Genomic DNA, 23,298 nt, shown 5'->3' with positions numbered 1-23,298 from the left:
TCCATGTTTCCGGGTGGATAACGTCCGAGGTCTATCTGAGAATCGAATGTGCTAATTTGATCGCACCATCGACGTCGAAGAAGGAGGGGCACGACATGGCCGTGACAGGTCCGCTCTCGATCGTCGCGCGATCCGCCCTGCAGCTGCGTGATGTCGGCCCCGCCACCGTCAACGAGCTATCGCGATCGCTCGAGATCTCGCGCACGTCCGTCGAGAATGCGGTGACGGCGCTGGGCGACTCGGGGCTGATCGTCGACGCCCCCGCACAGAACGGCGGCGGTGCCGGGCGCCCCGCCCGCCGATACTCGTTCCACGCCGCCGCCGGAACAGTGGTAGGCGTCGACATCGGCGTCGCCAGTGTGCGCGTCGTGCTCGCCGACCTCGCTGGTGCGGTGATCGCGCAGCGCAGCTACACCGGCGTCGAGGCACAACGCGACGGGGCATCCAAGCTCGCGGCCGTCATCGATGACGTCCGGCGCACCCTCGCCGCCGTATCGATCCCCTCCTCGAAAGTGCGTGCGGTGGGCGTCTCACTGCCCGGTATCGTCGACGACTCCGGCCGGGTGACCACCTCGGTCGTGATCCCGGAGTGGTCGGGCATCGACATCGGCTCGCAGCTGCGTCAGGCGTTCGACTGCCCGGTGGCCGTCGACAACGGCGTGCGCCTGGCCGCCGTCGCGGAGCATCATCTCGGCGTCGCACAACTCGTGGACGACGTGATCTACCTCTCGGTGGGCAACCGCATCGCGATGGGCCTGATCCTCGGCGGTCACCCGCGCCGCGGCATCCACAACGCCGCCGGCGACATCGGACGACTCGCCTTCCGCGGATTGAACACCGAGACCGGACAGATCTCGTGGCGCTCCGCGCCGACCGCCGCCGAGGTCTTCGCGCTCGCCCGCGACGGCGACGCGACTGCCCGGCACGAGCTCGATGCCTTCATCGACGAGCTCGCCCACGGGATCGCGACTCTGAGCATGACGGTCGACCCGGCCATGATCGTGATCGGCGGCGGCCTCTCCGCTGCGCACGAGCAGCTGCTCGACCCGCTGCGTGCTGCACTGCCCGGTCATCTCGGTCTTCCCTTCCAGGTGCCGGTCGTCGAGGCGCGCCTCGGCGCTGAGGCCGCGGCGCACGGTGCGGTCGTGCACGGCTTCCAGCGGCACGCCGCCGAGATCTACGGGATCGAGGGCATGCCGGCCCCGCCGATCACGCCCCTCTCGCATGATCCCGCTCGCGCGGACGACACCGATCCCGCTCGCGCGGGCGACACCGAGGAGAAGCAGTGAGCACGTTGAAGGTCGGACTCATCGGCGCCGGCGGGATCTCCCGCGTGCACGCCGATGCGTGGCGCGCACTCGGGGCCGAGGGGTACGTCACCTCGATCGCCGGTGCGGAGGAGATCGGCGCCGAATACGGCTTCACCGTGGTCGCCGACGTCGACGAACTGCTGCGCATCGTCGACATCGTCGACATCGTCGCCCCGAGCAGCACGCACGCCGAACTCTCGCTGCGCGCGATCGCCCAGGGCGTCGACGTGATCTGCGAGAAGCCTCTCGCCACCACCGCCGAGGCGGCCGCCGCTGTGGCGAGCGCCGCCGAATCCGCGGGCGTGCGGCTCTTCGCGGCGCACGTCGTCCGCTACATGGGCGAGTACGCGGCGATCAAGGCCGCGGTCGATGCCGGGACGATCGGGACGCTCGCCGTGCTGAGGTTCAGCCGGGCGGGCTCCGCCCCCCAGTCGCCGTGGTTCTACGCCGAGAGCACTGGAGGCGGCCTGATCCGCGACCTCATGATCCATGACATCGATCAGGCGCTGTGGCTGGCTGGTCCCGTGACGTCGGTGTACGCGGTGCAGAATCCCCCGACGATCGATGACAGGGTGCCCGCCCCGGTGACATCGCACGTCGTGCTGACGCATCGCTCGGGGGCGATCAGCCACATGCACGCCAGCTGGGTCGCACCCGGAATGCCGTTCCGCACGAGCATCGAGGTCGCAGGGTCCGACGGGCGGCTGCGCTACGACAGCGCCGATGACCGCACGCTGCGCACGGATGCTGTGCTCGACGAGTCCGCGTCGGACTATCTGCCGCCGATGTCGGCCGCGGAGAGCCCGTACTTCGCCGAGATCTCCGACTTCGTCGCCGCACTGCGGGAAGGCCGCGAGTCGCGCGTCTCCCCCGCCGACGGCATCGCCGCCGTCGCGATCGCGGAGGCCGCCTACGCCTCCATCGCCGCCGGGGCGCCCGTCTCCCTCGGCTCGGCCCGCCTTTCGGGTCCGGCCCGCCTCGAGGGTCCGGCCCGCCTCGAGGCCGAGGAGGCCACCCGATGACCCCCGCCGCCCCGCTGCGCGTCGCCGTGCTGTCGTTCGCGCACACACACGCCCTCAGCTACGTGCACGCACTGAGGTCTATGCCGGACGTCACGCTCATCGCAACCGATCCCGACGGTGCGAGCGCGCCCGACGACGCGCCGCGCGGAGCCGAGCTCGCCGCACAACTCGGCGTCGAGTACGTCGACACCTATGACGACGCCTTCGCCTGGAAGCCGGATGCCGTCGTCATCGCCGCCGAGAACAGCCGCCATCGAGCGCTCGTCGAGCGCGCCGCCGCCGCGGGCGTGCATGTACTGTGCGAGAAGCCTCTGGCCACGACCGTCGACGACGCCGGGGCGATGCGGGAAGCCTGCGAGCGCGCGGGCGTGACGCTGATGGTCGCCTACCCGGTGCGATTCGCGCCGTCCGTCCGCGAGGCGATCGCCGAGCTGCGCAGCGGCCGCCTCGGCAGAGTTCTCGGGGTCACCGGCGTCAACAACGGCAAGCTGCCGCAGGACAGGGCCTGGTTCACGGATCCTGAACTCGCCGGAGGCGGGGCGCTGGTCGATCACGTGGTGCACTGCGCCGATCTGCTCGACGAGCTGTTGGCTGAGCGGGCGGAGTCCGTCAGAGCCGTATCCAACAGCATCCTGCACGGGCAGCGGGATCTCGCCGTCGAGACCGGTGGACTCGTCACGATCCAGTACCCGAGCGGGGTCATCGCGACGATCGACTGCTCGTGGAGCTGGCCGATGAGCTCGCCGACCTGGGGCGGGCTCACGCTGCAGGTGGTCGCCGAGAAGGGCACCGTGACCGTCAGCCCGTTCGCGCACGGCGTCGCCGGGCACGATGCGCAGGCGGAGACCTGGATTCCGGTCGGCGCGGACCTCGATGCGCTGCTACTCGAGGAGTTCGTCCGCGCCGTACGCGAGGGGCGGCATCCGCAGCCCGACGCGGGTGTCGGCATCCGCACGGTCGAGATCGCCACGGCCGCGCTGGCATCGGCCGCGCGCGGCGGCGAGATCGTCGCGCTCCGCTGAGCGGGCCCGGCCCGCATCACCCGAGATCGAGGAGTATGATCTCCCCTTGGGCCTCCGAGCCCCCGAGTGCAGGAAGGCGGTGATGGCGATGTCCGGTGATAGTCACGACGCCGCCTTCGCTGCGTCGCACTCGCCTGCACTCCCGCGCTGAGCATCCGCTCGCGAACAGGCACGTTCCCGCAGCCGTCGGCGGCGTCATCCGCCCCTGATGGATCTGCGCACCCGACACGTTCGGCGTGCGCCTGCGAGAACGGAGCCGCATGATGGCGCTCATCGACAACGGCGTGTACGTCCACGGACGTCGCGTGGAGACCCCGAAGAACCTGGACGAGACCTACCGGAGCCTCGACGCCCACGGCGGCATCGCCTGGATCGGTCTCTATCGCCCGAGTCCGGAAGAGGTCCACTCGGTCGCGCGCGAGTTCGATCTGCATCCCCTGGCCGTCGAGGACGCGCTCTCCGGCCACCAGCGATCCAAGGTCGAGCGCTACGGCGACACCCTGTTCGCGGTGCTGCGGCCCGCCCGCTACCGCGACAAGGAGGAGTCGATCGAGTTCGGCGAGCTGCACCTGTTCATCGGCCCCGACTTCGTCGTGACGATCCGGCATGCCGAGTCGCCGAATCTCGCCGCCGTGCGGCGCCGCATGGAGGCGAACCCCGATCTGCTCGCGATGGGACCGGAGGCCGTGCTGTACGCGATCCTCGACGAGGTCGTCGACGAGTACGAGCCGATCGTGGCAGGACTCGAGAACGACATCGACGAGATCGAGGACCAGCTGTTCGGCGACAGCGACGACGACGCCCTCTCACGCCGCATCTACCAGCTGTCGCGCGAGGTGATCGGGTTCCAGCGGGCGGTGCATCCGCTCTCCGGGATGCTGGAATGGCTGCGCCGGGGATCGGACAAGTACCGCATCGACGAGGAGCTGCAGCGCTCGCTGCGCGACGTGCTCGACCACGTGATCCGCGTGAACGAGCGGATCGACTCGTTCCGCGCGATCCTCGACAACGCCCTCACGGTGCACTCGGCACTCGTCTCGCGGCGGCAGTCCGAGACGGCTCTCAAGCAGAACGACGAGGTCAAGAAGATCTCGTCGTGGGCGGCGATCATCTTCGCCCCGACCCTCGTCGGCACCGTCTACGGCATGAACTTCGATGCGATCCCCGAGCTGCACTGGAAGTTCGGATACCCGATGGCCATCGCGGCGATGCTCGCCTTCGCGGTGGGGCTCTACGGAATCTTCAAGTACCGCCGGTGGCTGTGAGGGCGGCACCGCGCGGGCGACCGCCGACCGGGTGACCGCCGCGCTGGCGACCGCCGACGCCCCCGCTGAGCTACGACACCCCCGCTGAATTACGTGAATGAGCGGGGGCCTCGTAGACGAACGGGGGCGCTGGCGAAGAGGAGCGCGACAGAACGGGGCGCTCGTCGCGCGCTCAGTCCTCCTCGGGCCCACTGATGTGGTCGAGCAGTTCGTCGAGGGTGTCGAACTCCACGGTCTCGATGTCATCGCGATCGCGCATCTCGACGCCGTCGATCTCGAGATCCTCGTCGAGCTGCACGAGGATGCGCGAGTCGGGGAACTGCTTCGGAGCGTCGAACGCCAGCAGCACGGCATCCGCGAAGACGACAACGGACGCCGCCTCGAGGTCGTCGCGGATGTCGATCTGCTCGGCCACCGGCTCATCGCCCACGGCGTCCTCGATGTCGCTCGCGACCTCGTCGACGATGGCGCGCCAGCGGGACTCGGCGATGCCGAGGATGCGGGAGAGCGCTGCGATCAGCTCATCGTGATCGACGTCCTCGTCGTCGCGATCCTCGAGCTCCGGATCGATGTTCACATTCACCACGGTGCCGGCCGCATCGATGTTCGCGCGCCCGTAGACCAGCCCGTTCTCGGCGGTCGGATCATCGAGCAGAGCGCTGTCGGTGACGCGGGCGAGCAGGGCTTCGAGAGCAGACGAGGTCATGTCTCCAGTCTGGCGCATCGTCCTGGGGAAGGGGGCGGCGATAGGCTCGGGGGCGTGTCGACCGCCTCCCCCGCATCCGCCGCTTCCGATCTCCACCGCCTCGCCGACGCCCTGGTCGGCACCGAGCCGCGGAACTGGGTGATCACGGGCGACTCGATCACGCACGGACTCGTGCACACGAACGGCGGACGCAGTTACGCCGAGCACCTGCACGAGCTCATCCGCGGCGAGCTCGCGCGCACCCGCGACGTCGTCATCAACACGGCGATCAGCGGGCATCGGCTGCCCGACATCCTCGGAGACTTCGAACGTCGCGTCTCGTCATGGCAGCCCGATGTCGTCACGCTCATGATCGGCACGAACGACATGTCGACGCTGCCCGGCAGCCCGCTGGTCTCGCCCGCCGAGTTCGCCGCGTCGCTGCGCGAGTTCGTCGCACGGACGCGCGCCCTCGGAGCGATCGTCGTGCTGCAGACCCCTCCGTCCATCGACGCCGCGAACGCGCCAGGCCGGCAGCGTCTGCAGGAGTTCGCGGATGCCGTGCGCGAGGTCGCCGCCGCGGAGGACGTGATCCTCGTCGATCAGCACGCGCGGTTCACCGAGCTCGGGAACGGTGGCGTGCCGTGGGGTCTGATGAACGACCCGTTCCACCCGAACGTCGCAGGACACGCGGCGCTGGCTCTCGAGCTCGCTGGTGTTCTCGGCATCCGCCCCGCCGCATCGCGCACCTTCTCGCTGCTCGACGGCATGGTCGCCGCCGCGCGGCTCGGCTGACTCCGGCGCACAACTCCTCACTCTCTGCCCCCGAACCGGGCCTGAAGAGACCCTGCGCCCCGTTCGGCGACCGCTTTTGAGGAGTTGTGCGCGCGGCCCGGCCGTCAGAACTCCGGAGAAACCGTCCTCGACGACGTGCTGACCAGGCCCGCGGCGCCGAACCGCGCCAGATCTCCGGAGTTCTGAAGGCCCCGGCTGCCGCGGGGAGTCCCGTTCGGCGACCCGCTCGAAAAAGTTCAGTATTCAGTGTTGCTAAGTACCAGTACTCGGTGTTACTTTGTACCGGTACCCAGCAACACTGAGTACCGAGACCAAGGAAAGGAGGGCCTGATGGGCAAGCAGATGACCGAGATGCTCAAAGGCACCTTGGAGGGCCTCGTACTGGCTCTCCTCGCCGAGCAGCCGGCCTACGGCTACGAGATCACCACGCGACTGCGCGACCACGGGTTCGCCGACATCGCAGAGGGCACGATCTACGCGCTTCTCGTGCGGATCGAGCAGAAGAGCCTCGTCGACGTCGAGAAGGTCCCGAGCGAGAAGGGGCCGCCACGCAAGGTGTACTCCCTCAACGCGCAGGGCCGAGAGGAACTCGAGGACTTCTGGAAGACCTGGAACTTCCTCGCGAAGCACATCGAACAGCTGAACACCACCACCACGAGCAACAAGGAGAACTGACATGGCCGCGAAGTGGATCGAAGTGATCACCGGATCGCTCGAAGAGAAGAAGCAGTACAAGCAGGCTCAAGCCCGCATCAACGCCCTGCCCGAGCCGTACCGCGAGATGGCGAAGGCCCAGCAGCGCTACAACACGTATTACGGGGGCCTGACCGACGGAGACACGATCGTGAAGATGTTCCTGGACATCGCCGATCTGTGGGAGCGCGCCGCGATCGACGGCACGCCGGTCAGCGCGATCGTCGGCGATGACCCGGTCGAGTTCGCCGAGAACTACGCCGCGGCATACGGCGGACGGCAGTGGATCGACAAGGAGCGCGCGCGCCTCATCAAGGCGTTCGACGACGCGAAGAAGGCGGAGGAGGCGTCATGACGAACGCAGCCATCTCGGTGCGCGGCATCGAGAAGTCCTACGGGAAGCTGCACGTGCTGCGCGGGGTCGAGTTCGACGTCGAGAAGGGCTCGATCTTCGCCCTGCTCGGCTCGAACGGCGCCGGCAAGACGACGATGGTCCGCATTCTCTCGACGTTGCTGAAGCCGGATGCCGGCACCGCGGTCGTGCAGGGCCACGACGTCGCGAGCGACCCCGTCGGCGTGCGCGAATCGATCAGCCTCACCGGGCAGTTCGCCGCGGTCGACGAAGTCCTGACCGGACGGGAGAACCTCGTCCTCGTCGCACAGCTGCGGCACCTTCCCGACGCAGGGAAGGTCGCCGACGATCTGCTCGCGACGTTCCGGCTCACGGATGCCGGGGCACGCAAGGTCGGCACGTACTCCGGCGGCATGCGCCGCCGGCTCGATATCGCGATGAGCCTGGTCGGGAACCCCGAGGTCATCTATCTCGACGAGCCGACCACGGGACTCGACCCCGAGGCACGCATCGAGGTGTGGGACGTGGTGCGCGGACTCGCCGAGAACGGCACCACTGTGCTGCTCACGACGCAGTATCTCGATGAGGCCGAACACCTCGCCGACCGCATCGCGATCCTGCACGAGGGTCGCATCATCGCGAACGGCACGCTCGCCGAGCTGAAGCGACTGCTGCCGGCCGCGAAGGTCGAGTACGTCGAGAAGCAACCCACTCTCGAGGAGATCTTCCTCACCCTGGTCGGTCCCCGCACATCGACCGACCCGCACACCACGAAGGAGGACGCAGCATGAGCACTCACGTCATCGCCGACACGGCGACCCTCACCGGCCGCTCCCTGCGGCACATCTTCCGCAGCGCCGACACCATCATCACCACCGCGGTCACCCCGATCGCCCTGATGCTGCTGTTCGTGTTCGTCTTCGGCGGCGCGCTCCGCCAGAGCACGGGCGCCGAGAACTATGTGAACTACCTGCTCCCCGGCATCCTGCTCATCGCGATCGCATCGGGCATCGCCTATACGGCGTTCCGGCTGTTCACCGACATGCAGTCGGGCATCTTCGAGCGGTTCCACTCGATGCCGATCGCACGGTCGAGCGTGCTGTGGGCGCACGTGCTCACGTCGCTCGTGGCGAACGCGATCACCCTGGCGATCATCTTCGCGGTCGGGTTCCTGATGGGCTTCCGCACCGGCGCGAGTGTCGGCGCATGGCTCGCGGTGATCGGCATCCTGATGCTGTTCACGCTGGCCCTCACCTGGCTGGCGATCATCGCCGGACTCAGCGCGAAGACGGTCGACGGGGCGAGCGCCTTCTCGTATCCGCTGATCTTCCTGCCGTTCATCAGCTCGGCGTTCGTGCCGACCGACACGATGCCGGGGCCGGTGCGCTGGTTCGCCGAGAACCAGCCGGTGACCTCGATCGTGAACACGATCCAGGCGCTGTTCGCACAGAAGCCGGTGGGGTCCGACATCTGGGTCGCGCTCGCGTGGTGCGTCGGCATCCTCGTCGTCGCGTACGTACTCGCGATCGTCACCTACCGCAAGAAGATCGGATGACCTCACGCAGCGAAGCGGGACGCTCCGGCCGGACCTTCGGGCCCGGACGGGGCGTTTCGTCGCGCTCGGATGCTGTTCGCGTCGACTCCCCTGCCCCTCGGCGCACCTCGTCGGGAGGAGTTCTCGTGCTCGGGAGGAGACTCCCGAGCGTTTCCTCAGCCCGAAGGTGAGAACTCAGCCCGAACGCGAGATGCGAACGCGGGCCGCAAGACGACGAGGGGGATCCTCATCGGATGCCCCCTCGTCTCGCCGACCCGTCAGTCGACGACCCAGTCGAACTGGTCGCCGTACTTCTCGAGCCAGGCGTCGACGGCCGCGGCCTCCTGGCCCTCGCCGTACTCGTTCACGACGAGGTCCTCGAGCGATCCGTACTGCTCGTCGTCCAGCACGATCTGCTGGATGAGCTCGGCGGCATCCGGGAACTCGTCGGCGAAGCCGAGCGTTCCGAGGAAGTGCAGTCCCTCGGCCTCGCCCATCGCACCCTTCGGGTCTTCGAGGTCCTTCACGGGGAATGCGTCGTTGGCCCAGAACGGACGCCACAGCGTGACGACGATGTCCTCCTGCTTCTCGGTCGCCGACTTCAGCTCGGTGAGCATCGCGGCGGTCGAAGAGGTGACGAGCTGATACTCGCCGTCGAGGCCGTACTCGGGCATCATCTTCTGCGTCTGCGCGGTGAGCCCCGCGCCCGGCTCGATGCCGTAGATCTTGCCGTCGAAGGTGCTGCCCGCACCCACGAGATCCTCGATCGAGTCGATGTCGGAGTACTCCGGCACCGCGATCGTCAGTCGCGCGTTGTCATAGTAGGTGCCGAGATCCTCGATCGAGTCGCCGTAGGTATCCATGTACTCGGCGTGCGTGACCTCGGGCCACGCCGACGGGAACACATCGACGTCGCCCTGCGCGAGTCCGGTGTACAGCGGGCCCGCCTCGGTGAGCGTCTGCATCTCGACCGTGTAGCCGAGCTTCTCGAGCTGATCCTGAAGCAGGTACGCGGTGCTCAGACCGTCGGTCCACGAGGGCAGGAAGCCCAGCGTGATGGTGCCCTTGTCACCGCCGCCACCGGCGGACCCGCCGCCTCCGGCCAGCTCGATCGTGCCGCCGGCGCCGTCGGACGCACATCCGGCCAGGGCGAGGGATGCCGCGGCGGCGACGGCCGCGACGCTGAGGATTCGGGACTTACGCATTCTGGAGCTCCTTCTCGTCGGCGGGCGCATCGGTGCCGGGGGCGGCAGGGACGACGGCGACAGCGGATGCCGCATCCTCACGCTGCGTGGAGCGGCGACGTGCCAGCATCCCGAGCAGCGACGAGCGGTTCTGACCCAGCGATCCGAGCGAGGCGGTGACGCGGTCGAGGAAGACCGCGATCAGCACGACACCGAGTCCGGCCTCGACGCCCTTGGCGATGTTCACGGTCGAGATGGCCTCGACGACCATCTTCCCGAGGCCATCGGCGCCCGCCATACCGGCGATGACCGCCATCGACAGCGCGAGCATGATGACCTGGTTGACGCCGGCGAGGATCGTCGGCATCGCGAGGGGGAGCTGGATGCCGCGCAGGATCTGCGCGGGCGTCGCACCGAACGCCTGACCGGCCTCGACCGTCTCGGAATCGACACCGCGGATGCCGAGCTCGGTGAGCCGCACGCCAGGGGGCAGCGCGAAGATCACGGTGGCGACGAGACCCGGCACCACGCCAATGCTGAAGAACACGATCGCGGGGATCAGGTACACGAACGCCGGCATGGTCTGCATGAAGTCGAGCACGGGCTTGAGCACCGCGCGCACGGTCGCGTTCCGCGCCGACCAGATGCCGAGCGGCACCGCGATGACCACGGCGACGGCACCCGCGACGAGCACGAGGGCGAGTGTCTGCATCGCGGGGACCCAGAGTCCCATCGCGACGATCAGGCCGAACGAGATCACGGTGCCGATCGCGAGCTGCCAGGACCGCACGAGCCAGGCGATGAGGGCCGCGATCACGATCACGACGTGGAAGTACGGCAGCAGCAGCAGGAAGCTCAGGCCGTCGACGAGGAAGGTGACGATCGACGAGACGACCGAGAGGAAGCCGTCGAGGTTGTCCTTGATCCAGGCGACGCCGGAGGCGACCCACGTTCCGAGGGGGAGCTGGAAGTTCATCGGGTGATCTCCTCGGGGGTCGTGGATCCGTCATCGGGGCGCTCGCTCGATGACCGGGTGGGATCGGCCAGCGCGTGGGTGGCCGAGAGCGGCGAGTCGTCGGATGCCGCTGCGGAGCTGTCGAGCACCGGGCCGGCGGTCTCAGCCGAAGGGAAGGGATCGATCGGCGAGTCGGCAGTCCAGCCGTCGTCGAGCACGGCGTCGATCTCGGCCTGCGGCATCGGCATGAGCGGCAGCGTGAGCTCGCCGGTCGCGCCTGGTCCGGGGCCGAGGGCTGCGAGCAGGGTGATACGGGGGATCACGCCGACCAGTCGGCCTGCGGCATCCGTCACCGCCAGTGGCACCGGCGACTCGACCGACGGGATGAACAGATTCATCAGCACCTCGTCCTCGTGCACCGCCTGCGGCACGGGCTTGAGGATCGGCGCGAGGGTCGTCTCGCCCTTGCGGATCTGCTTCACGGCATCCCGGTCTGTGACGATGCCGACCAGCGTCCGGTCGCGGCCGACGACGTAGGTCGCCGACATGAACGAGTCGCGCATCTGTCGAAGGGCCGTGCGGGGTCCGGCCGTGTCGGCGACCACGGGGCGCGGGCGCTCCATGACGTTCGCGGCGGTGAGCACGCGGGCGCGGTCGACGTCCTGCACGAACTGCTCGACGTAGTCGTTGGCGGGGTCGGTGAGGATGTCCTCCGGTGTTCCGATCTGCACGACTCGGCCATCGCGCATCACCGCGATGCGGTCTCCGAGGAACATCGCCTCGTTGAGGTCGTGCGTGATGAACACGATCGTCTTCTGGAACTTCTGCTGCAGTTCGAGCAGCTGCTCCTGCATCTCCCGGCGGATGAGCGGGTCGAGCGCGCTGAACGCCTCGTCCATGAGCAGGATGTCGGTGTCGGCGGCGAGGGCACGAGCGATGCCGACGCGCTGCTGCATGCCGCCGGAGAGCTCGCTCGGAAGCTTCTCACCCTGCCCGTCGAGGCCCACGAGCGAGAGGATCTCTGCGGCCTTGGCCAGGCGCTCGGCCTTACCAACGCCCTTGAGCTCGAGCGGGTACGCGACGTTCGCGGCGACCGTGCGGTGCGGCAGCAGGGCGAAGTGCTGGAAGACCATCGAGATGCGGTCGCGGCGGATCTCGCGCAGTCGCGACGCCGGGATGCCGGTGATCGGATCACCGGCGATGAGGACGGAGCCGTCGGTCGCCTCGTGCAGGCCGTTGAGCATCCGGATGATGGTGGACTTGCCGGAACCCGAGAGTCCCATGATGACGAAGATCTCGCCCTTGTTCACGGTGAAACCGGCGTCGATGACGGCGGCGGTGCCGGCGTCGGCGACGTCGGTGCGGCTCTCTCCGGCCTTCAGTCGGCGGACGGCCTGGTTCGGATTCTTCCCGAACACCTTGAACAGATGGCGCGCTTCAAGTGCGATTTCGGACACGTTTCCCCTGCGGCGCGCCTTCGTGGGCACGCCCGCTTCGGTTACGCCCGGGTGACGTCCGCATGGCCGTTTCGAGTTCTTCGCTGTGGCGGCGCTGGCGTCGGATTTCGGATCCGTCGCAGAGGACATCGACCGTACGCCCACGCCTCTTCGCAGCACAGCAGATCGAAAGAAGGACGCGGCCGCGGACTGGTCTTAGGCCAAGAGGCCCGCAGACCAGTCTAACGAAATGGCTGGTCAGCGCCAAATCCACACAGCTTACCGCCGTTCGGTTTCTCCGGCTGATCGGGGGATTGCGCGCGCCTCCGGCGTAGAGTCGGCGGCATGCGGATCTGGCTCAGCTCATGGGAATGGGAGTGCTGCGGCACGCCTTTCGAGGTCGGATCGGAGGTGGCTCTGAGCGTCAGATTCGGCGTGAGCGAGTGGGTCGCAGACGCCCTCGGCCCGGAGCTCGCGGAGACCGTCGATGCCGAGGAGATGCACCACGAGGACATGAACGTGCAGCTCGATCTCGACCGGCGTTCGGGGGTCGTGACCGCGATCGCCGAGGTCCGACTGACCCGCGACCAAGGCCACCCCGTGCCCGGCTCTGCGCAGGTGTCCGCCGCGCCGCGAGTCCCCTGGCATGAGGAGGGTGGGCCTGGGCAGAGCGGCTTCCTCGTCGACATCGACCGTCATCGATGAGGTGCCGGGTCACAGGTTCTGCGGCCGGCGGGCGCGTGCTCAGCCCCGCCGCACGCTCCGGGTGACCGTGAACTTCGGGGTGCGCGAGACCTGTTCGGTCTCCCCGATCAGGCCCGTCAGCTCGGCGCGATACCTGAGCGAGGAGTTGTACACCGTCCACAGCTGGCCACCAGGGCGGAGCAGGCGGGCGGCGGCCTCGAAGAGCCGCGTCGCCGCGCCGGAATGCACACTGTTGCCGAGGTGGAACGGCGGGTTCAGCAGCACGAGGTCGACGCTCGCATCGGGCAGTCGCGAGCCGGCATCGTCGTGCGTGACCTCGACGCGACCGGCCAGACCGTTGACGACGACGGTGCCTCGGGCGGATGCCGCGGCTGCCGCCGAACGATCCGTCGCGATGACTCGGGCCCGCGGATGCGCGAGCGCATAGGCTGCGGCGAGCGCACCGGTGCCGCAGCCGAGATCGACGACGGTGCTCGCCGCCTCGATCACCGAGGCCGCCGCCGTCAGAACTCCGGAAGAACCCGTGGCCGTCCCTGCACTCGGCCCGGTTTCGGCCTCCTCCATCCCGGATCTCCGGAGTTCTGGCAATGCGAGGCCGAGCACCTCGAGCAGCACGCGGGTGCCGATGTCGAGTCGCGGCCCGGCGAAGGCCCCACCGTGCGCGACGAGCGTCAATCCGCCATGCCGCATCGACACGGGGAACGGCGGCTCCGCCGGAACCGGCAGCGCCTCGGAGGCGATGATCAGCCGTGACTTCCGCTCGGCACGCTGCGGTTGCACCGTCTCGAAGCTGCGCGCCAGCACGTCGTTCTGGGCGAGCGTCATGTGCTTGACGCGACCTCCCGCCACGAGCACCACGCCGGGGGCTGCCCAGCGGGCGACAGCATCCGCGATCTCTTCGAGCTCGGCGAGCGACTTCGGCAGTTGCAGCAGTACGAGCGTCGCGCCCACCAACAACGACGAATCCAGCTCGTGCTCGGTGTAGCCGCCCCCCATCTGCAGATCCGCGGCGTTCCGCGCGAGGGCGCGGCGACCGGTCGCGAGGTCCTGATGCACGCGGATGCCGGTGCGCCCGGCATCCGTCAGGGCGAGCGTGATTGCGCCGTACTCGTCGCCGATCACGGCGATCTCGTCACCCGCGATTCCGGAGGCGATGCCCCACTCGGTGAGCAGGAGATCGGTCGCGTCGTACGCCTGGAGGTTCTCGGCCTCGACGTCGGGGTGACGCCGAAGGCGGGCGTAGGGGAAGTCGGGCACCTCCCCACGATACGCGGCGGGCGTCGCGACTCGAGTTCAGCCGGCGTCGCGGGCGATGAGCGCCGCGGTGCGTTCCAGCAGCGGGATGCGCACTGCCAGGTCGTCGAGGTCCTGCACCATGCGGATCGCCGTGAGCGAGAGGGCGCCGATCACTCCGGTCACGCTGCGGATCGGCACGGCGACACAATTCACGAAGTCCTCGAACTCCGAGTCGTCGACAGCCCACCCCCGCTCCGAGATCACGTCGAGCTCGGCGTCCAGCGCCGCGCGCGTGGTGAGGGTGCGCGGAGTGTGCGCCGTCCAGTCGACGCCGGCCAGCACGGCATCCCGTCGGGATTCATCCAGTCCGGCGAGGATCGCCTTTCCCACGCCCGTGCAGTTCGGCAGCACACGCGAGCCGATCCGGGAGTACATGCGCACGCCGCCCCGGTCCTCGACCTTGTCGACGTAGACGATCGTGTCGTCGATGAGCGCGGCGACGTGCAGGGTGTTGCCCACGACCTCGTGCAGCGAGCGGAGGTGCCGCGAGGCCGCGGCACGCAGATCGAGGTTCTCGAGCGCGGTCTGGGCGAGCGAGATGAGGTGGAACGCGAGCACGTAGGTGCCGTCGCTGCGGCGCCGGACGTATCCGACATCCTCGAGGGTCTGCAGCTCACGGAACATCGTCGAGCGATGCAGTCCGAACTCCGTCGCGAGGTCGGCCACGGACCGAGGATGCTCGGCGATCGCATCGACGATCAGAGCGGCCCGACGAACGCTGTGCGACATGTCGCGACTCTAGCGAGACTGTGCATATGCTGCAACGTGCGTTGCACTCGATGCACCCGATTGCGACCATGGCCGCATGACCTCCCCCACCCCGGCACTGATCGCCATCGGTGAGACCATGGCGCTCGTAACGCCGCGGGATGCGACGCCCCTCGCCGACACCGAAGAGGTGGAACTGACGATCGGCGGCGCCGAGTCGAACGTCGCGATGCACGTGGCCGCCCTCGGCGGCGATGCCGCGTGGATGAGCGCTCTCGGCGATGACGCGCTCGGCCGCCGCGTGCACCGCACGGTCGCGGCGCACGGCGTCGACACGCGATGGGTGCAGTTCGACGAGCAGGCGCCGACCGGCGTGTACTTCAAGGATCCAGGACACGGCGTGCTCTACTATCGCGCGGGATCCGCCGCCTCGCGGATGACCCCCGCGACGATCGCCGGAGTTCCGCTCGAGGACGCGCGGATCATCCATGTCTCCGGCATCACCCCCGCGCTGTCCGAGGGATGCGCCGCCCTCATCGGCGCCGTGATCGACCGGGTCGCGGCGAGCCGGGCGCTGCTGAGCTTCGACGTCAACCATCGCGCCGGGCTGTGGCCGGCATCCGTCGCCGCACCGGCCCTGCGTGCGCTGGCGAATCGCGCCGACATCGTCTTCGTCGGTCTCGACGAGGCGCAGACGCTGTGGGGATGCCGCACGCCCGCGGAGGTGCGCGAGGTGCTGCCGTCGCCCGAGCGACTCGTCATCAAGGACGGCGACGTCGGTGCGACCCACTTCTCGGATGCCGGCGAGGAGTTCGTCCCGGCGATCCCCACGGAGGTCGTCGAGGCCGTCGGCGCCGGGGATGCCTTCGCCGCCGGGTACCTGCACGGAATGCTCGCGGGCGACGATGTCGTCGCCTGTCTGCGCGGCGGGCACGAGCGCGCGCACCTCGTCCTGCAGTCGACGGGCGATGTGCTCGAGACGGCCGCCGGAACAGGCCAGTGAGCTCAGTCGCGGATGCGGTGGTCGCGGATGCGGCGAAGGGACGACAGCCGCGGATGCGGCGGGACGAGAGGAACATCATGGACAACTCCGGCTTCGAGGAGCTCTTCGGGAGCACACGACTGATGGCGATCCTGCGCGGACTCGGCGTCGAGCGCAGCCTCGCGGTGTCGACGACCGCCTGGGACCTCGGCATCGACGTGGTCGAGCTGCCGATCCAGACCGCGGATGACCTGGAGGCGCTGCGCGTGGTCGCCGCCGCCGGACGCGAGCGCGGCAAGGTCGTCGGCGCGGGCACCGTGGTCTCGCACGAGCACGTCGGGCAGGCGGCATCCGCCGGTGCGGGCTTCACGGTGAGCCCCGGGCTCGACCTCGAGATCGTGCGCGCCTCGCACGACGCGGGGATGCTGAGCATGCCCGGCGTCGCGACCGCGAGCGAGGTGCAGCTCGCCCTGACCTCGGGCCTGACCTGGCTGAAGGCCTTTCCCGCCTCGCTGCTCGGCCCGGAGTGGTTGCAGGCGATGCGCGGTCCGTTCCCGCAGGCGACGTTCGTCACGACGGGCGGGCTGAACGCGCAGAACGCCGGCGACTTCCTCGCCGCGGGCGCGCGCGTCGTCGCGGTCGGCTCGGCTCTCGAGGATCCCGCGCAGCTCCCCCTGCTCGCTGCGCTCCTCGAACAGGGGAGCACCGCGAGCCGCTGATCCGCTCTGCTCCCCCGAGCCGCCCCGGTCGCCTCCCGCGACCGGGGCGGCTTCGTGCGTGCCTCGCGGGTCGGCATCCGCTCCTCCGCACCGCCGGCCGCGCGCGCGAAAAGTCGGAGCCGCGCCGCGACACGCAGCCCGACGGCCCCGAGACGCGGCGTGTCGCCCCCGACCTCCGACGTTTCGTACCCTGCACCGGCCCGTCGCGAGAGCAGGCCGCGACCCCTTGACACGATTCCGGTTCCATGGTTACATAGTTGAGTAACTAACCAAGACACCACGCTGGAGGACACGTGATCGAAGAAGGCAAGCCCCTCTTCCTCCAGATCGCCGAGCAGATCGAGGACTCGATCCTCGACGGCTCGCTCGCCGAGGAATCGCAGGCGCCGTCGACGAACGAGCTCGCCAGCTTCTACCGGATCAATCCCGCCACCGCCGCCAAGGGAGTCGCCATGCTCACCGACAAGGGAGTGCTGTACAAGCGCCGAGGAATCGGCATGTTCGTCGCCACCGGAGCCCGCGATCAGGTGCTCGGCGAACGCCGCTCGGCCTTCGCCGACCGCTACATCGATCCGCTCCTCGCCGAAGCCCGCACGCTCGGGCTGACGGCATCCGATCTCGCCGCGATCCTCACCGAACGCGCCGAACGCGCCGCTGCACGGACCGACTCAGAAGGGAAGACATCCGCATGACCGCCGTCATCGAGGTGCAGAACCTCACCAAGCGCTACAAGGACACGCAGGCACTCGACAACGTCTCGCTCACCCTCGAGGGCGGGGCGATCTACGGACTCCTCGGTCGTAACGGTGCCGGCAAGACGACGCTGATGTCGATCCTCACGGCCCAGAACTTCGAGACCTCGGGCTCGGTGCGGGTCTTCGGCGAGCATCCGTACGAGAACGCCCGCGTGCTCAACCGGATCTGCTTCGTCCGCGAGAGCCAGAAGTATCCGGACGACGCGTACCCGAAGCACGCCTTCGCCGCCGCGAAGCTGTTCTTCCCGAACTGGAACCAGGAGCTCGCCGACGAACTCGTCGAGGAGTTCCAACTGCCGAAGAAGCAGACGATCAAGAAGCTCTCCCGCGGTCAGCTCTCGGCCGTCGGCGTGATCATCGGCCTGGCGTCGCGCGCCGAGCTCACCTTCTTCGACGAGCCGTACCTCGGCCTCGACGCGGTCGCCCGGCAGATCTTCTACGACCGCCTCATCGAGGACTACGCCGCGCACCCGCGCACGGTGATCCTCTCGTCGCACCTGATCGACGAGGTCTCGAACCTCATCGAGAAGGTGATCGTGATCGACAACGGGCAGATCATCCTCCACGAGGACACGGATGCCGTGCGCGACCGCGCGGTGACCGTCGTCGGTGACGCCGCCAGGGTCGACGCCTGGGTCGGCGCCCGCGAGGTGCTGCATCGCGAGTCACTCGGGCGCGTGGCATCCGTCACCGTCCTCGGCGCCCTCTCGGCAGCCGACCGCGCCGAGGTCACCGACCTCGGACTCGACCTGGCGCCGGTCTCGCTGCAGCAGCTGGTCGTCCGACTGACCCAGAGGGCGGGATCCGCCGTCAAGGAAGGAGCGCTCTGATGCGACGCACACTCTACGTCATCCGCCTGCAGCTGATCAACCGTCAGACTTTCATCTGGGTGCCGCTCATCATCCTCATCGGAGCCGTCGCGCTCTCGATCATCGTCTACGCACTGATCCCCGGCGGCGAACCCAAGTACGGCGGTGGCGGCCAGGCCCCGCTCTGGTACTTCTTCGCGATCGGGATCTCGGCGATGACCCTGACCTTCCCGTTCTCGCAGGCCATGAGCATCACCCGCCGCGAGTTCTTCGCCGGCACGATGCTCACGGCCGTGCTCGGCAGCGCCCTGCTCGGCGTCGTCGGCGTCATCGGCGGCCTGATCGAGATCGCGACGAACGGTTACGGCGTCAACGGCTACGTCTTCTACCTGCCGCCGCTCTGGCAGGTAGGCGGGCTCAGCGCGTTTCTCACGTACTTCATGCTCTCGCTGCTGCTGTTCGTACTGGGCTTCACCGGAGCGACCGTCTACAAGCGGTGGGGCCCGCTCGTGCTCACGATCGCCAGCGTCACCCTCGGGCTGCTGCTCGTCGGCCTGGTGTTCCTGGTCACGCGCCTCGAACTGTGGGGGCAGGTGGGCTCGATCCTCGGCGACCTCGGAGCAGTCGGCATGGCTCTGTGCGGCCTGGTCGTCGTCGTCCTGCTGACCGGCGTCTCGTTCCTCGCGTTCCGCCGCGCGATCCCCTGACCCCGACCGAACGGATGCCGTGACCGCACGCGAGTGCGGGCACGGCATCCTTCGCTAACCGTGATCCCGCCCGGAATCAACCCCGGTGAGCCTCGCGGCCGGCGGCGGTAGCGTCACGTCGCGTGAACGTCGGAACCCGCAGACGACGTCTCGCCCGATCGGTGGGCGAGGCCGTGCGCCCGGCGCGCCTGCTGCTGGTCGGCAAGACGGCGCTCGCCGTCGGACTCGCGTGGACCATCGCCCCGCAAATGCCGGGTGTGGTCGACGAGTACCCCTACTACGCACCGCTCGGCGCTCTGGTGAGCATGTATCCGACCCTGCTCGGCTCGGTGCGTTCGAGCCTGCAGACGCTGTCCGGCCTCGCCACGGGCATCGCCCTGGCGACCGTCGTGGTGCTCACGATCGGACCGAACTGGTGGACGATCCCCCTCGTGATCGGGCTCGCGATGCTCGTGTCCGGCACCGGCTGGTTCGGCATCGGACGTGAGTACGTGCCGATGGCCGCGCTGTTCGTGCTGCTGATCGGAGGACGGAACGCCGACGAGTACTCGCTCGGGTACCTCGTACAGATGGGCATCGGCGTGGCGGTCGGACTGATCGTCAACGCCGTCTTCGCGCCCGCGCCGCTGCTCGGAGCGACGGCCACGCGGGTCGAGGGCTTCCGCGCGCAGCTGGCCCAGCACCTGCACGACATCGGTGACGCCGTGTCGGAGTCGTGGCCGCCCGCGCATGAGCAGTGGGCCGCGGATGCTGCGACGCTCGCCGACACGACCGCCGAGCTGCGTGCCGCAGCCTCGGAGGCCGATGAGAGCCGACGCGGCAACGTGCGAGCACGGGGCCGCCGCGCGGAGAGCGACCGCATCCACGACGAACTCGGGCGGCTCGATCGCATCGCCCACCTCATCCGCGACATCTCGGATGCCACAGCCGACACGATCTGGGACCGGCCGGGAGCCCTGTCGCTCGACCCGGCTCTGCCCGATCCGCTGGCCGCGGCCTGTCATGCGGTGGCGAATGCCGTCGCCTACGGGTCGCCGTCCTCGGCGGAGGGCCACCGCCTCCGAGGCCACGCGGCTCGTGCGATCCGGCTGCTGCTCGAGCGGGTCGACGACCGCACGATCGACGCCCGACGCTCGATGGGGACCGGGGTGCTGACCGCCATGCATCTGCGGCGGATCCTCCTCGTCGACGGAACCCGGCAGGCCGGCTGACGCCGCCGCGCAGCGCGGGGGCCTTCGGCGCCTCGTGCCTCACGCCCGCGGCCCCCTCCCCTCGCGCGCGACTTCGCGTGCGGGTTTCGCGCGCGGGTTTCGCACGCGGGACGAGCCGAGCGTGCGCCTACAAGCTTCCGGTGAGCCCGGCGACGCCGACGAGCACCGACACCACGGCGAGCACCAGAGCCAGGGCGATGAGCACGGCGTGCACCTTGAGGAAGGTGGTTGCCTTGCCGTTCTCATCGCGCGCACGCGGGTCGTTCGCGACCCGCTTGTAGAAGCGCGGCCAGACGATCACGTTGAAGGCGGCGTTGAGGAAGAGCACCACGGCGAGAGCAGTCACCACTCCACGCTACCCATGTATCAGGAACCCCTTGCCGCGCTCCTCATAGGTGTGATCACAATGGGACGCATGATCGACGGCGAGCCTGGGGCCGCCGATCTCGATCCGGCACCGGACGACGGGGCGACACGGTGGCAGCGTGCTGCCGCACTCTTCGGGGCGTGGCGAGACGGCGAAAGCCGCGCGATGGACGACCTCGTGCGGCTGATGACCCCTGTGCTCTGGCACGTCGTGCGGGCCTACGGGCTCGAGCGCACCCTCGCCGAAGACGTCGTGCAGACGACCTGGCTGCGGCTGGTGCGTGCCCGCGAGACCATCGCGGATCCCGGTGCCATCGCCTCCTGGCTGACCACCACCGCCCGCAGGGAAGCATGGAAGGTCAGCAAAGCGCACAACCGGGTGGATGCGACGGATGCCGAAGACCTCGATGTCCTGCTGCCGGAGCAGTCCTCGGCCGAGCAGCACGCCACCGTCGCCGATGAGCGACGCAGGCTCTGGGACTCGGTGCGCCGCCTCGACGAGCGCTGCCGTCGCCTGCTGCGCGTGATCGCCTTCGATGACCGCCCCGACTACGCGACCCTCGCCGTCGACCTGGCGATGCCGGTCGGCAGCATCGGACCGACCCGGCGGCGCTGCCTCGTGAAACTGCGCGACCTGCTCGAGGCTCCCGCATGAGTGCCCGCGACGACGCCTCCGGCAGCGACGGTTCCCGCAGCGACGCCGAGCTGTTCGCGCGGCTCCGCACCATGTGGACGTCCACTGATCCCGAACCGGCATCCCTCGTCGACCGCATGATCGCCGCGATCGCGACCGACTCGCTCTCGCAGGAGTACGCGCTGCTCACCCTCGTCGAGACTCCGCTGGCGGCGGTGCGCGGCGATGCCGAGGCGCTGACCCTGCAGTTCACCGATGGCACGACGAGCATCCTGCTGCACATCACGACCGCCGCGAACGGCACCCGCCGCATCGACGGCTGGGTCGACGCACCGGGCGGGGAGATCGAGCTCGAGCAGCACGGTCGCGCACGTCTCACCCGCCCCACCGACACCGGCCGCTTCGCCTTCGACGATGTGCGCCCCGGCCTCAGTCGGGTGCGGCTGACTCCGGACGCCTCCGATGCCGGCGGCCTGGTGACGCCGCTGTTCGAGCTCTGACCGCACCGCACCCGCAGAATCACCGAGAGGACATCCCATGGACCAGCCCCGAGGATGGACGTGGCAGGACCGCGCCGAAGGATCGATCCGCCGGGGCACGGCGCTCGATCCGAACGTCGAGCCCGTCGACGGCATCCGCGCGTTCCCCACCGCGTATCTCCCCGACCGCCTGCTGCTCACGCGGGATGCCGACCGGGCGGCTTCGGATGCCGAGCTGAAGGTGCTCGTCGACGCCGCGGGTTCGTTCGGCTGGGGCATCGCCGTCGACGACGAGTCGCGCGCTCCGCTCGTTGCCGAGATCCCCTGGTTCGTGCGCGCGCGGATCACGACGCCCGACGAACCGGTCCGCGGCGAGTCGCCGGTTCCGCCGGACGCCTGGCGCGTGCTGCAGCGCGCCCGACGCCTCTCGAGGACGACCATGCCGCGCACCGGACTCGAGCACGTCCTGTCGATCGATCCGGTCGGGCTCAACCCGTTCACGCGCACCAACCCGTTCACCCGCACGAACCCGTTCACCCGCACGAACCCGGTCGGCGGCGCGGGCTGCGACGACTACCTGCAACCCGGCCGAGGGGCCCGCCAGCCGGTGTCGTGGCTGGGACCCGCTCCCGCCCGCTCGGTCGCGCCGAGGAAGGGGCGTCGCCCGGTCGTCGCTGTGCTCGACACCGGATGCGGCGTGCACGACTGGCTCCCCGACACGATCGTCACCCGTCACCTCGACCTCGACGGGGTGCCGATCGGACTCTCCGACGACGCCGACCCCGAGCGCTACCCCGACCTCTACGGACAGCTCGACGGCGAGATCGATGCCGTCGCGGGGCATGGCACCTTCATCGCCGGTCTGGTGCGGCAGGCGGCGCCGGATGCCGACATCGTCTCGGTGCGTGTCGCGGGGGCACTGGGCGTGGTCGATGAGAGCACCTTCCTCACCGCGCTGGCGCAGGTGATCGAGCTGCTGCGCCGTCACCGGGCGAACCCGAAGACGGGGCATCCGATCGACGTGCTCAGCCTGTCCCTCGGGTACTACCACGAGACCCCCGCCGACGGGCTGTTCAGTCTCACCCTGCACGCGCTTCTGCAGACGGCCCGCGCGCTGGGGTGCGTCGTCGTCTGCTCGGCGGGCAACGATGCGATCGACCGGCCGTCGTTCCCGGCGTCCCTGTGGGCCTGGCCGAGCGCCGACAACGGCATCCGGCCGGATCGCGACGCCCCGCTCGTGTCGATCGGGGCGCTGAATCCCTCGGCGCAGACCGTCGCGCTGTTCTCGAACGTCGGACCGTGGGTGCGCGCGTACGCGCCCGGCGCGGCCGTCGTCAGCACCTCGCCCGCGTTCGTCGGGGGCGAGCAGGCCTCGAGCAGGGCCGACGTCGACGGACTGCACCGCGAGACCCTCGACCCCGACGACTATCGCGGCGGCTTCGCGATCTGGAGCGGCACCTCGTTCGCCGCCCCGTACGTCGCCGGCCGCATCGCCGCGCAGCTCGGCACGGTGCCGATCGGCGGGGCGACGACGGATGCTGCGATCGCGGCGACCGCGAAAGTCCTCGCCTCGCTGCCGACGCCGAACGTGCAGGGCTGAGCCAGGCTGACGCTGCGCAGGCTCGACGTCCGCGTTGTCGGCGAGCATCCGGCCCGTCGCGCCTGCATTCCGCA

26 protein-coding genes are annotated in these 23,298 nt (G+C 69.2%); 19 read left to right on the top strand and 7 right to left on the bottom strand.

Annotated features, from left to right (window positions below; genetic code table 11):
- Positions 1-95 precede the first annotated feature (95 nt).
- From ACI3KS_RS14730 to corA, 4 genes are all read left to right on the top strand, one after another.
- On the top strand, positions 96-1,289 hold the full coding sequence (locus tag ACI3KS_RS14730; protein ID WP_404919292.1) for an ROK family protein: 1,194 nt from the start codon (positions 96-98) through the stop codon (positions 1,287-1,289).
- Positions 1,286-2,332 carry a Gfo/Idh/MocA family protein gene (locus tag ACI3KS_RS14725; protein ID WP_404919291.1) on the top strand — a complete coding sequence of 349 codons (1,047 nt, stop codon included), beginning with the start codon at positions 1,286-1,288 and terminating at the stop codon, positions 2,330-2,332. The genes ACI3KS_RS14730 and ACI3KS_RS14725 overlap by 4 nt, the downstream gene beginning before the upstream one ends.
- Positions 2,329-3,354: a Gfo/Idh/MocA family protein gene (locus ACI3KS_RS14720; protein WP_404919290.1), complete on the top strand. Its 1,026-nt coding sequence runs from the start codon at positions 2,329-2,331 to the stop codon at positions 3,352-3,354. Before ACI3KS_RS14725 ends, ACI3KS_RS14720 begins: the two co-directional genes overlap by 4 nt.
- 263 nt (positions 3,355-3,617) lie before the next feature.
- Positions 3,618-4,619 (top strand): magnesium/cobalt transporter CorA, encoded by a 1,002-nt coding sequence (gene corA, locus ACI3KS_RS14715; RefSeq protein ID WP_404919320.1) that lies wholly within the window; start codon positions 3,618-3,620, stop codon positions 4,617-4,619.
- A 172-nt stretch (positions 4,620-4,791) separates the two neighbouring features.
- On the opposite strand, the gene ACI3KS_RS14710 is transcribed toward corA, so the two are convergent.
- Complete coding sequence (locus tag ACI3KS_RS14710) at positions 4,792-5,325, bottom strand: cytochrome C5 (protein WP_404919289.1); 534 nt, start codon at positions 5,323-5,325, stop codon at positions 4,792-4,794.
- Between the two features lie 54 nt (positions 5,326-5,379).
- Between ACI3KS_RS14710 and ACI3KS_RS14705 the strand changes: the two genes are divergently transcribed.
- The 5 genes from ACI3KS_RS14705 to ACI3KS_RS14685 all read left to right on the top strand — a co-directional run bounded on the left by ACI3KS_RS14705 (position 5,380) and on the right by ACI3KS_RS14685 (position 8,699).
- Entirely contained in the window at positions 5,380-6,099 is a 720-nt protein-coding gene (locus ACI3KS_RS14705; RefSeq protein WP_404919288.1) for an SGNH/GDSL hydrolase family protein, read from the top strand.
- Positions 6,100-6,429: 330 nt separating this feature from the next.
- Positions 6,430-6,774 (top strand): PadR family transcriptional regulator, encoded by a 345-nt coding sequence (locus ACI3KS_RS14700; protein ID WP_404919287.1) that lies wholly within the window; start codon positions 6,430-6,432, stop codon positions 6,772-6,774.
- A gap of 1 nt (position 6,775) precedes the next feature.
- Positions 6,776-7,147, top strand: coding sequence for a DUF1048 domain-containing protein (locus ACI3KS_RS14695; protein ID WP_404919286.1), 372 nt, complete (start codon positions 6,776-6,778; stop codon positions 7,145-7,147).
- The gene (locus tag ACI3KS_RS14690) at positions 7,144-7,935 is read left to right on the top strand and encodes an ABC transporter ATP-binding protein (protein ID WP_404919285.1); all 792 of its coding nucleotides are present in this window, start codon (positions 7,144-7,146) and stop codon (positions 7,933-7,935) included. Before ACI3KS_RS14695 ends, ACI3KS_RS14690 begins: the two co-directional genes overlap by 4 nt.
- The gene (locus tag ACI3KS_RS14685) at positions 7,932-8,699 is read left to right on the top strand and encodes an ABC transporter permease (RefSeq protein WP_404919284.1); all 768 of its coding nucleotides are present in this window, start codon (positions 7,932-7,934) and stop codon (positions 8,697-8,699) included. Before ACI3KS_RS14690 ends, ACI3KS_RS14685 begins: the two co-directional genes overlap by 4 nt.
- A 257-nt stretch (positions 8,700-8,956) precedes the next feature.
- Here the strand turns inward: ACI3KS_RS14685 and ACI3KS_RS14680 are convergent, their stop codons facing one another.
- Genes ACI3KS_RS14680 through ACI3KS_RS14670 form a run of 3 tightly spaced genes read right to left on the bottom strand, consistent with a single transcriptional unit; the run spans position 8,957 to position 12,274 of the window.
- Complete coding sequence (locus tag ACI3KS_RS14680; RefSeq protein WP_404919283.1) at positions 8,957-9,883, bottom strand: glycine betaine ABC transporter substrate-binding protein; 927 nt, start codon at positions 9,881-9,883, stop codon at positions 8,957-8,959.
- The gene (locus ACI3KS_RS14675) at positions 9,876-10,838 is read right to left on the bottom strand and encodes an ABC transporter permease (RefSeq protein ID WP_404919282.1); all 963 of its coding nucleotides are present in this window, start codon (positions 10,836-10,838) and stop codon (positions 9,876-9,878) included. The genes ACI3KS_RS14680 and ACI3KS_RS14675 overlap by 8 nt, the downstream gene beginning before the upstream one ends.
- Positions 10,835-12,274: a glycine betaine/L-proline ABC transporter ATP-binding protein gene (locus ACI3KS_RS14670; protein WP_404919281.1), complete on the bottom strand. Its 1,440-nt coding sequence runs from the start codon at positions 12,272-12,274 to the stop codon at positions 10,835-10,837. The genes ACI3KS_RS14675 and ACI3KS_RS14670 overlap by 4 nt, the downstream gene beginning before the upstream one ends.
- Before the next feature lie 324 nt (positions 12,275-12,598).
- Between ACI3KS_RS14670 and ACI3KS_RS14665 the strand changes: the two genes are divergently transcribed.
- The gene (locus tag ACI3KS_RS14665; protein WP_404919280.1) at positions 12,599-12,958 is read left to right on the top strand and encodes a DUF6578 domain-containing protein; all 360 of its coding nucleotides are present in this window, start codon (positions 12,599-12,601) and stop codon (positions 12,956-12,958) included.
- Between the two features lie 39 nt (positions 12,959-12,997).
- Here ACI3KS_RS14665 and ACI3KS_RS14660 read toward each other — a convergent pair whose 3' ends face one another.
- Entirely contained in the window at positions 12,998-14,215 is a 1,218-nt protein-coding gene (locus ACI3KS_RS14660) for a class I SAM-dependent methyltransferase (RefSeq protein WP_404919279.1), read from the bottom strand.
- A gap of 36 nt (positions 14,216-14,251) precedes the next feature.
- Positions 14,252-14,983 (bottom strand): IclR family transcriptional regulator, encoded by a 732-nt coding sequence (locus ACI3KS_RS14655; protein WP_404919278.1) that lies wholly within the window; start codon positions 14,981-14,983, stop codon positions 14,252-14,254.
- A gap of 76 nt (positions 14,984-15,059) precedes the next feature.
- On the opposite strand from ACI3KS_RS14655, the gene ACI3KS_RS14650 reads away from it, so the two are divergent.
- From ACI3KS_RS14650 to ACI3KS_RS14625, 6 genes are all read left to right on the top strand, one after another.
- Positions 15,060-15,965, top strand: coding sequence for a sugar kinase (locus ACI3KS_RS14650; protein WP_404919277.1), 906 nt, complete (start codon positions 15,060-15,062; stop codon positions 15,963-15,965).
- Positions 15,962-16,663 carry a bifunctional 4-hydroxy-2-oxoglutarate aldolase/2-dehydro-3-deoxy-phosphogluconate aldolase gene (locus ACI3KS_RS14645; RefSeq protein ID WP_404919276.1) on the top strand — a complete coding sequence of 234 codons (702 nt, stop codon included), beginning with the start codon at positions 15,962-15,964 and terminating at the stop codon, positions 16,661-16,663. The genes ACI3KS_RS14650 and ACI3KS_RS14645 overlap by 4 nt, the downstream gene beginning before the upstream one ends.
- Before the next feature lie 293 nt (positions 16,664-16,956).
- Entirely contained in the window at positions 16,957-17,355 is a 399-nt protein-coding gene (locus tag ACI3KS_RS14640) for a GntR family transcriptional regulator (protein WP_404919275.1), read from the top strand.
- Positions 17,352-18,248: an ABC transporter ATP-binding protein gene (locus tag ACI3KS_RS14635; RefSeq protein ID WP_404919274.1), complete on the top strand. Its 897-nt coding sequence runs from the start codon at positions 17,352-17,354 to the stop codon at positions 18,246-18,248. Before ACI3KS_RS14640 ends, ACI3KS_RS14635 begins: the two co-directional genes overlap by 4 nt.
- Positions 18,248-18,934 carry a hypothetical protein gene (locus ACI3KS_RS14630; RefSeq protein ID WP_404919273.1) on the top strand — a complete coding sequence of 229 codons (687 nt, stop codon included), beginning with the start codon at positions 18,248-18,250 and terminating at the stop codon, positions 18,932-18,934. The genes ACI3KS_RS14635 and ACI3KS_RS14630 overlap by 1 nt, the downstream gene beginning before the upstream one ends.
- A gap of 122 nt (positions 18,935-19,056) precedes the next feature.
- Complete coding sequence (locus ACI3KS_RS14625; RefSeq protein ID WP_404919272.1) at positions 19,057-20,145, top strand: FUSC family protein; 1,089 nt, start codon at positions 19,057-19,059, stop codon at positions 20,143-20,145.
- A gap of 127 nt (positions 20,146-20,272) precedes the next feature.
- Here ACI3KS_RS14625 and ACI3KS_RS14620 read toward each other — a convergent pair whose 3' ends face one another.
- Positions 20,273-20,491 (bottom strand): SCO4848 family membrane protein, encoded by a 219-nt coding sequence (locus ACI3KS_RS14620; RefSeq protein WP_404919271.1) that lies wholly within the window; start codon positions 20,489-20,491, stop codon positions 20,273-20,275.
- A gap of 69 nt (positions 20,492-20,560) precedes the next feature.
- On the opposite strand from ACI3KS_RS14620, the gene ACI3KS_RS14615 reads away from it, so the two are divergent.
- Genes ACI3KS_RS14615 through ACI3KS_RS14605 form a run of 3 tightly spaced genes read left to right on the top strand, consistent with a single transcriptional unit; the run spans position 20,561 to position 23,224 of the window.
- Positions 20,561-21,166, top strand: a complete 606-nt coding sequence (locus tag ACI3KS_RS14615) for an RNA polymerase sigma factor (RefSeq protein ID WP_404919270.1) — start codon at positions 20,561-20,563, stop codon at positions 21,164-21,166.
- Entirely contained in the window at positions 21,163-21,645 is a 483-nt protein-coding gene (locus ACI3KS_RS14610) for a hypothetical protein (RefSeq protein WP_404919269.1), read from the top strand. Before ACI3KS_RS14615 ends, ACI3KS_RS14610 begins: the two co-directional genes overlap by 4 nt.
- Positions 21,646-21,682: 37 nt before the next feature.
- Entirely contained in the window at positions 21,683-23,224 is a 1,542-nt protein-coding gene (locus ACI3KS_RS14605; protein ID WP_404919268.1) for a S8/S53 family peptidase, read from the top strand.
- Positions 23,225-23,298: the final 74 nt, after the last annotated feature.

It is taken from the genome of Microbacterium sp. ZW T5_45 (genome assembly GCF_044987415.1).
GTDB lineage: Bacteria > Actinomycetota > Actinomycetes > Actinomycetales > Microbacteriaceae > Microbacterium.
The sequence above is the reverse complement of the archived record's forward strand: the minus strand, read 5'-3'. Positions and strand labels throughout refer to the sequence as shown.

Bases quoted from the DNA above. Each gene is read 5' to 3' on its own strand.
- ACI3KS_RS14730 (WP_404919292.1), top strand. From the start codon at position 96: ATGGCCGTGACAGGTCCGCTCTCGATCGTCGCGCGATCCGCCCTGCAG.
- ACI3KS_RS14720 (WP_404919290.1), top strand. From the start codon at position 2,329: ATGACCCCCGCCGCCCCGCTGCGCGTCGCCGTGCTGTCGTTCGCGCAC.
- corA (WP_404919320.1), top strand. From the start codon at position 3,618: ATGGCGCTCATCGACAACGGCGTGTACGTCCACGGACGTCGCGTGGAG.
- ACI3KS_RS14710 (WP_404919289.1), bottom strand. From the start codon at position 5,325: ATGACCTCGTCTGCTCTCGAAGCCCTGCTCGCCCGCGTCACCGACAGC.
- ACI3KS_RS14700 (WP_404919287.1), top strand. From the start codon at position 6,430: ATGGGCAAGCAGATGACCGAGATGCTCAAAGGCACCTTGGAGGGCCTC.
- ACI3KS_RS14695 (WP_404919286.1), top strand. From the start codon at position 6,776: ATGGCCGCGAAGTGGATCGAAGTGATCACCGGATCGCTCGAAGAGAAG.
- ACI3KS_RS14690 (WP_404919285.1), top strand. From the start codon at position 7,144: ATGACGAACGCAGCCATCTCGGTGCGCGGCATCGAGAAGTCCTACGGG.
- ACI3KS_RS14685 (WP_404919284.1), top strand. From the start codon at position 7,932: ATGAGCACTCACGTCATCGCCGACACGGCGACCCTCACCGGCCGCTCC.
- ACI3KS_RS14680 (WP_404919283.1), bottom strand. From the start codon at position 9,883: ATGCGTAAGTCCCGAATCCTCAGCGTCGCGGCCGTCGCCGCCGCGGCA.
- ACI3KS_RS14675 (WP_404919282.1), bottom strand. From the start codon at position 10,838: ATGAACTTCCAGCTCCCCCTCGGAACGTGGGTCGCCTCCGGCGTCGCC.
- ACI3KS_RS14665 (WP_404919280.1), top strand. From the start codon at position 12,599: ATGCGGATCTGGCTCAGCTCATGGGAATGGGAGTGCTGCGGCACGCCT.
- ACI3KS_RS14655 (WP_404919278.1), bottom strand. From the start codon at position 14,983: ATGTCGCACAGCGTTCGTCGGGCCGCTCTGATCGTCGATGCGATCGCC.
- ACI3KS_RS14650 (WP_404919277.1), top strand. From the start codon at position 15,060: ATGACCTCCCCCACCCCGGCACTGATCGCCATCGGTGAGACCATGGCG.
- ACI3KS_RS14635 (WP_404919274.1), top strand. From the start codon at position 17,352: ATGACCGCCGTCATCGAGGTGCAGAACCTCACCAAGCGCTACAAGGAC.
- ACI3KS_RS14630 (WP_404919273.1), top strand. From the start codon at position 18,248: ATGCGACGCACACTCTACGTCATCCGCCTGCAGCTGATCAACCGTCAG.
- ACI3KS_RS14615 (WP_404919270.1), top strand. From the start codon at position 20,561: ATGATCGACGGCGAGCCTGGGGCCGCCGATCTCGATCCGGCACCGGAC.
- ACI3KS_RS14610 (WP_404919269.1), top strand. From the start codon at position 21,163: ATGAGTGCCCGCGACGACGCCTCCGGCAGCGACGGTTCCCGCAGCGAC.
- ACI3KS_RS14605 (WP_404919268.1), top strand. From the start codon at position 21,683: ATGGACCAGCCCCGAGGATGGACGTGGCAGGACCGCGCCGAAGGATCG.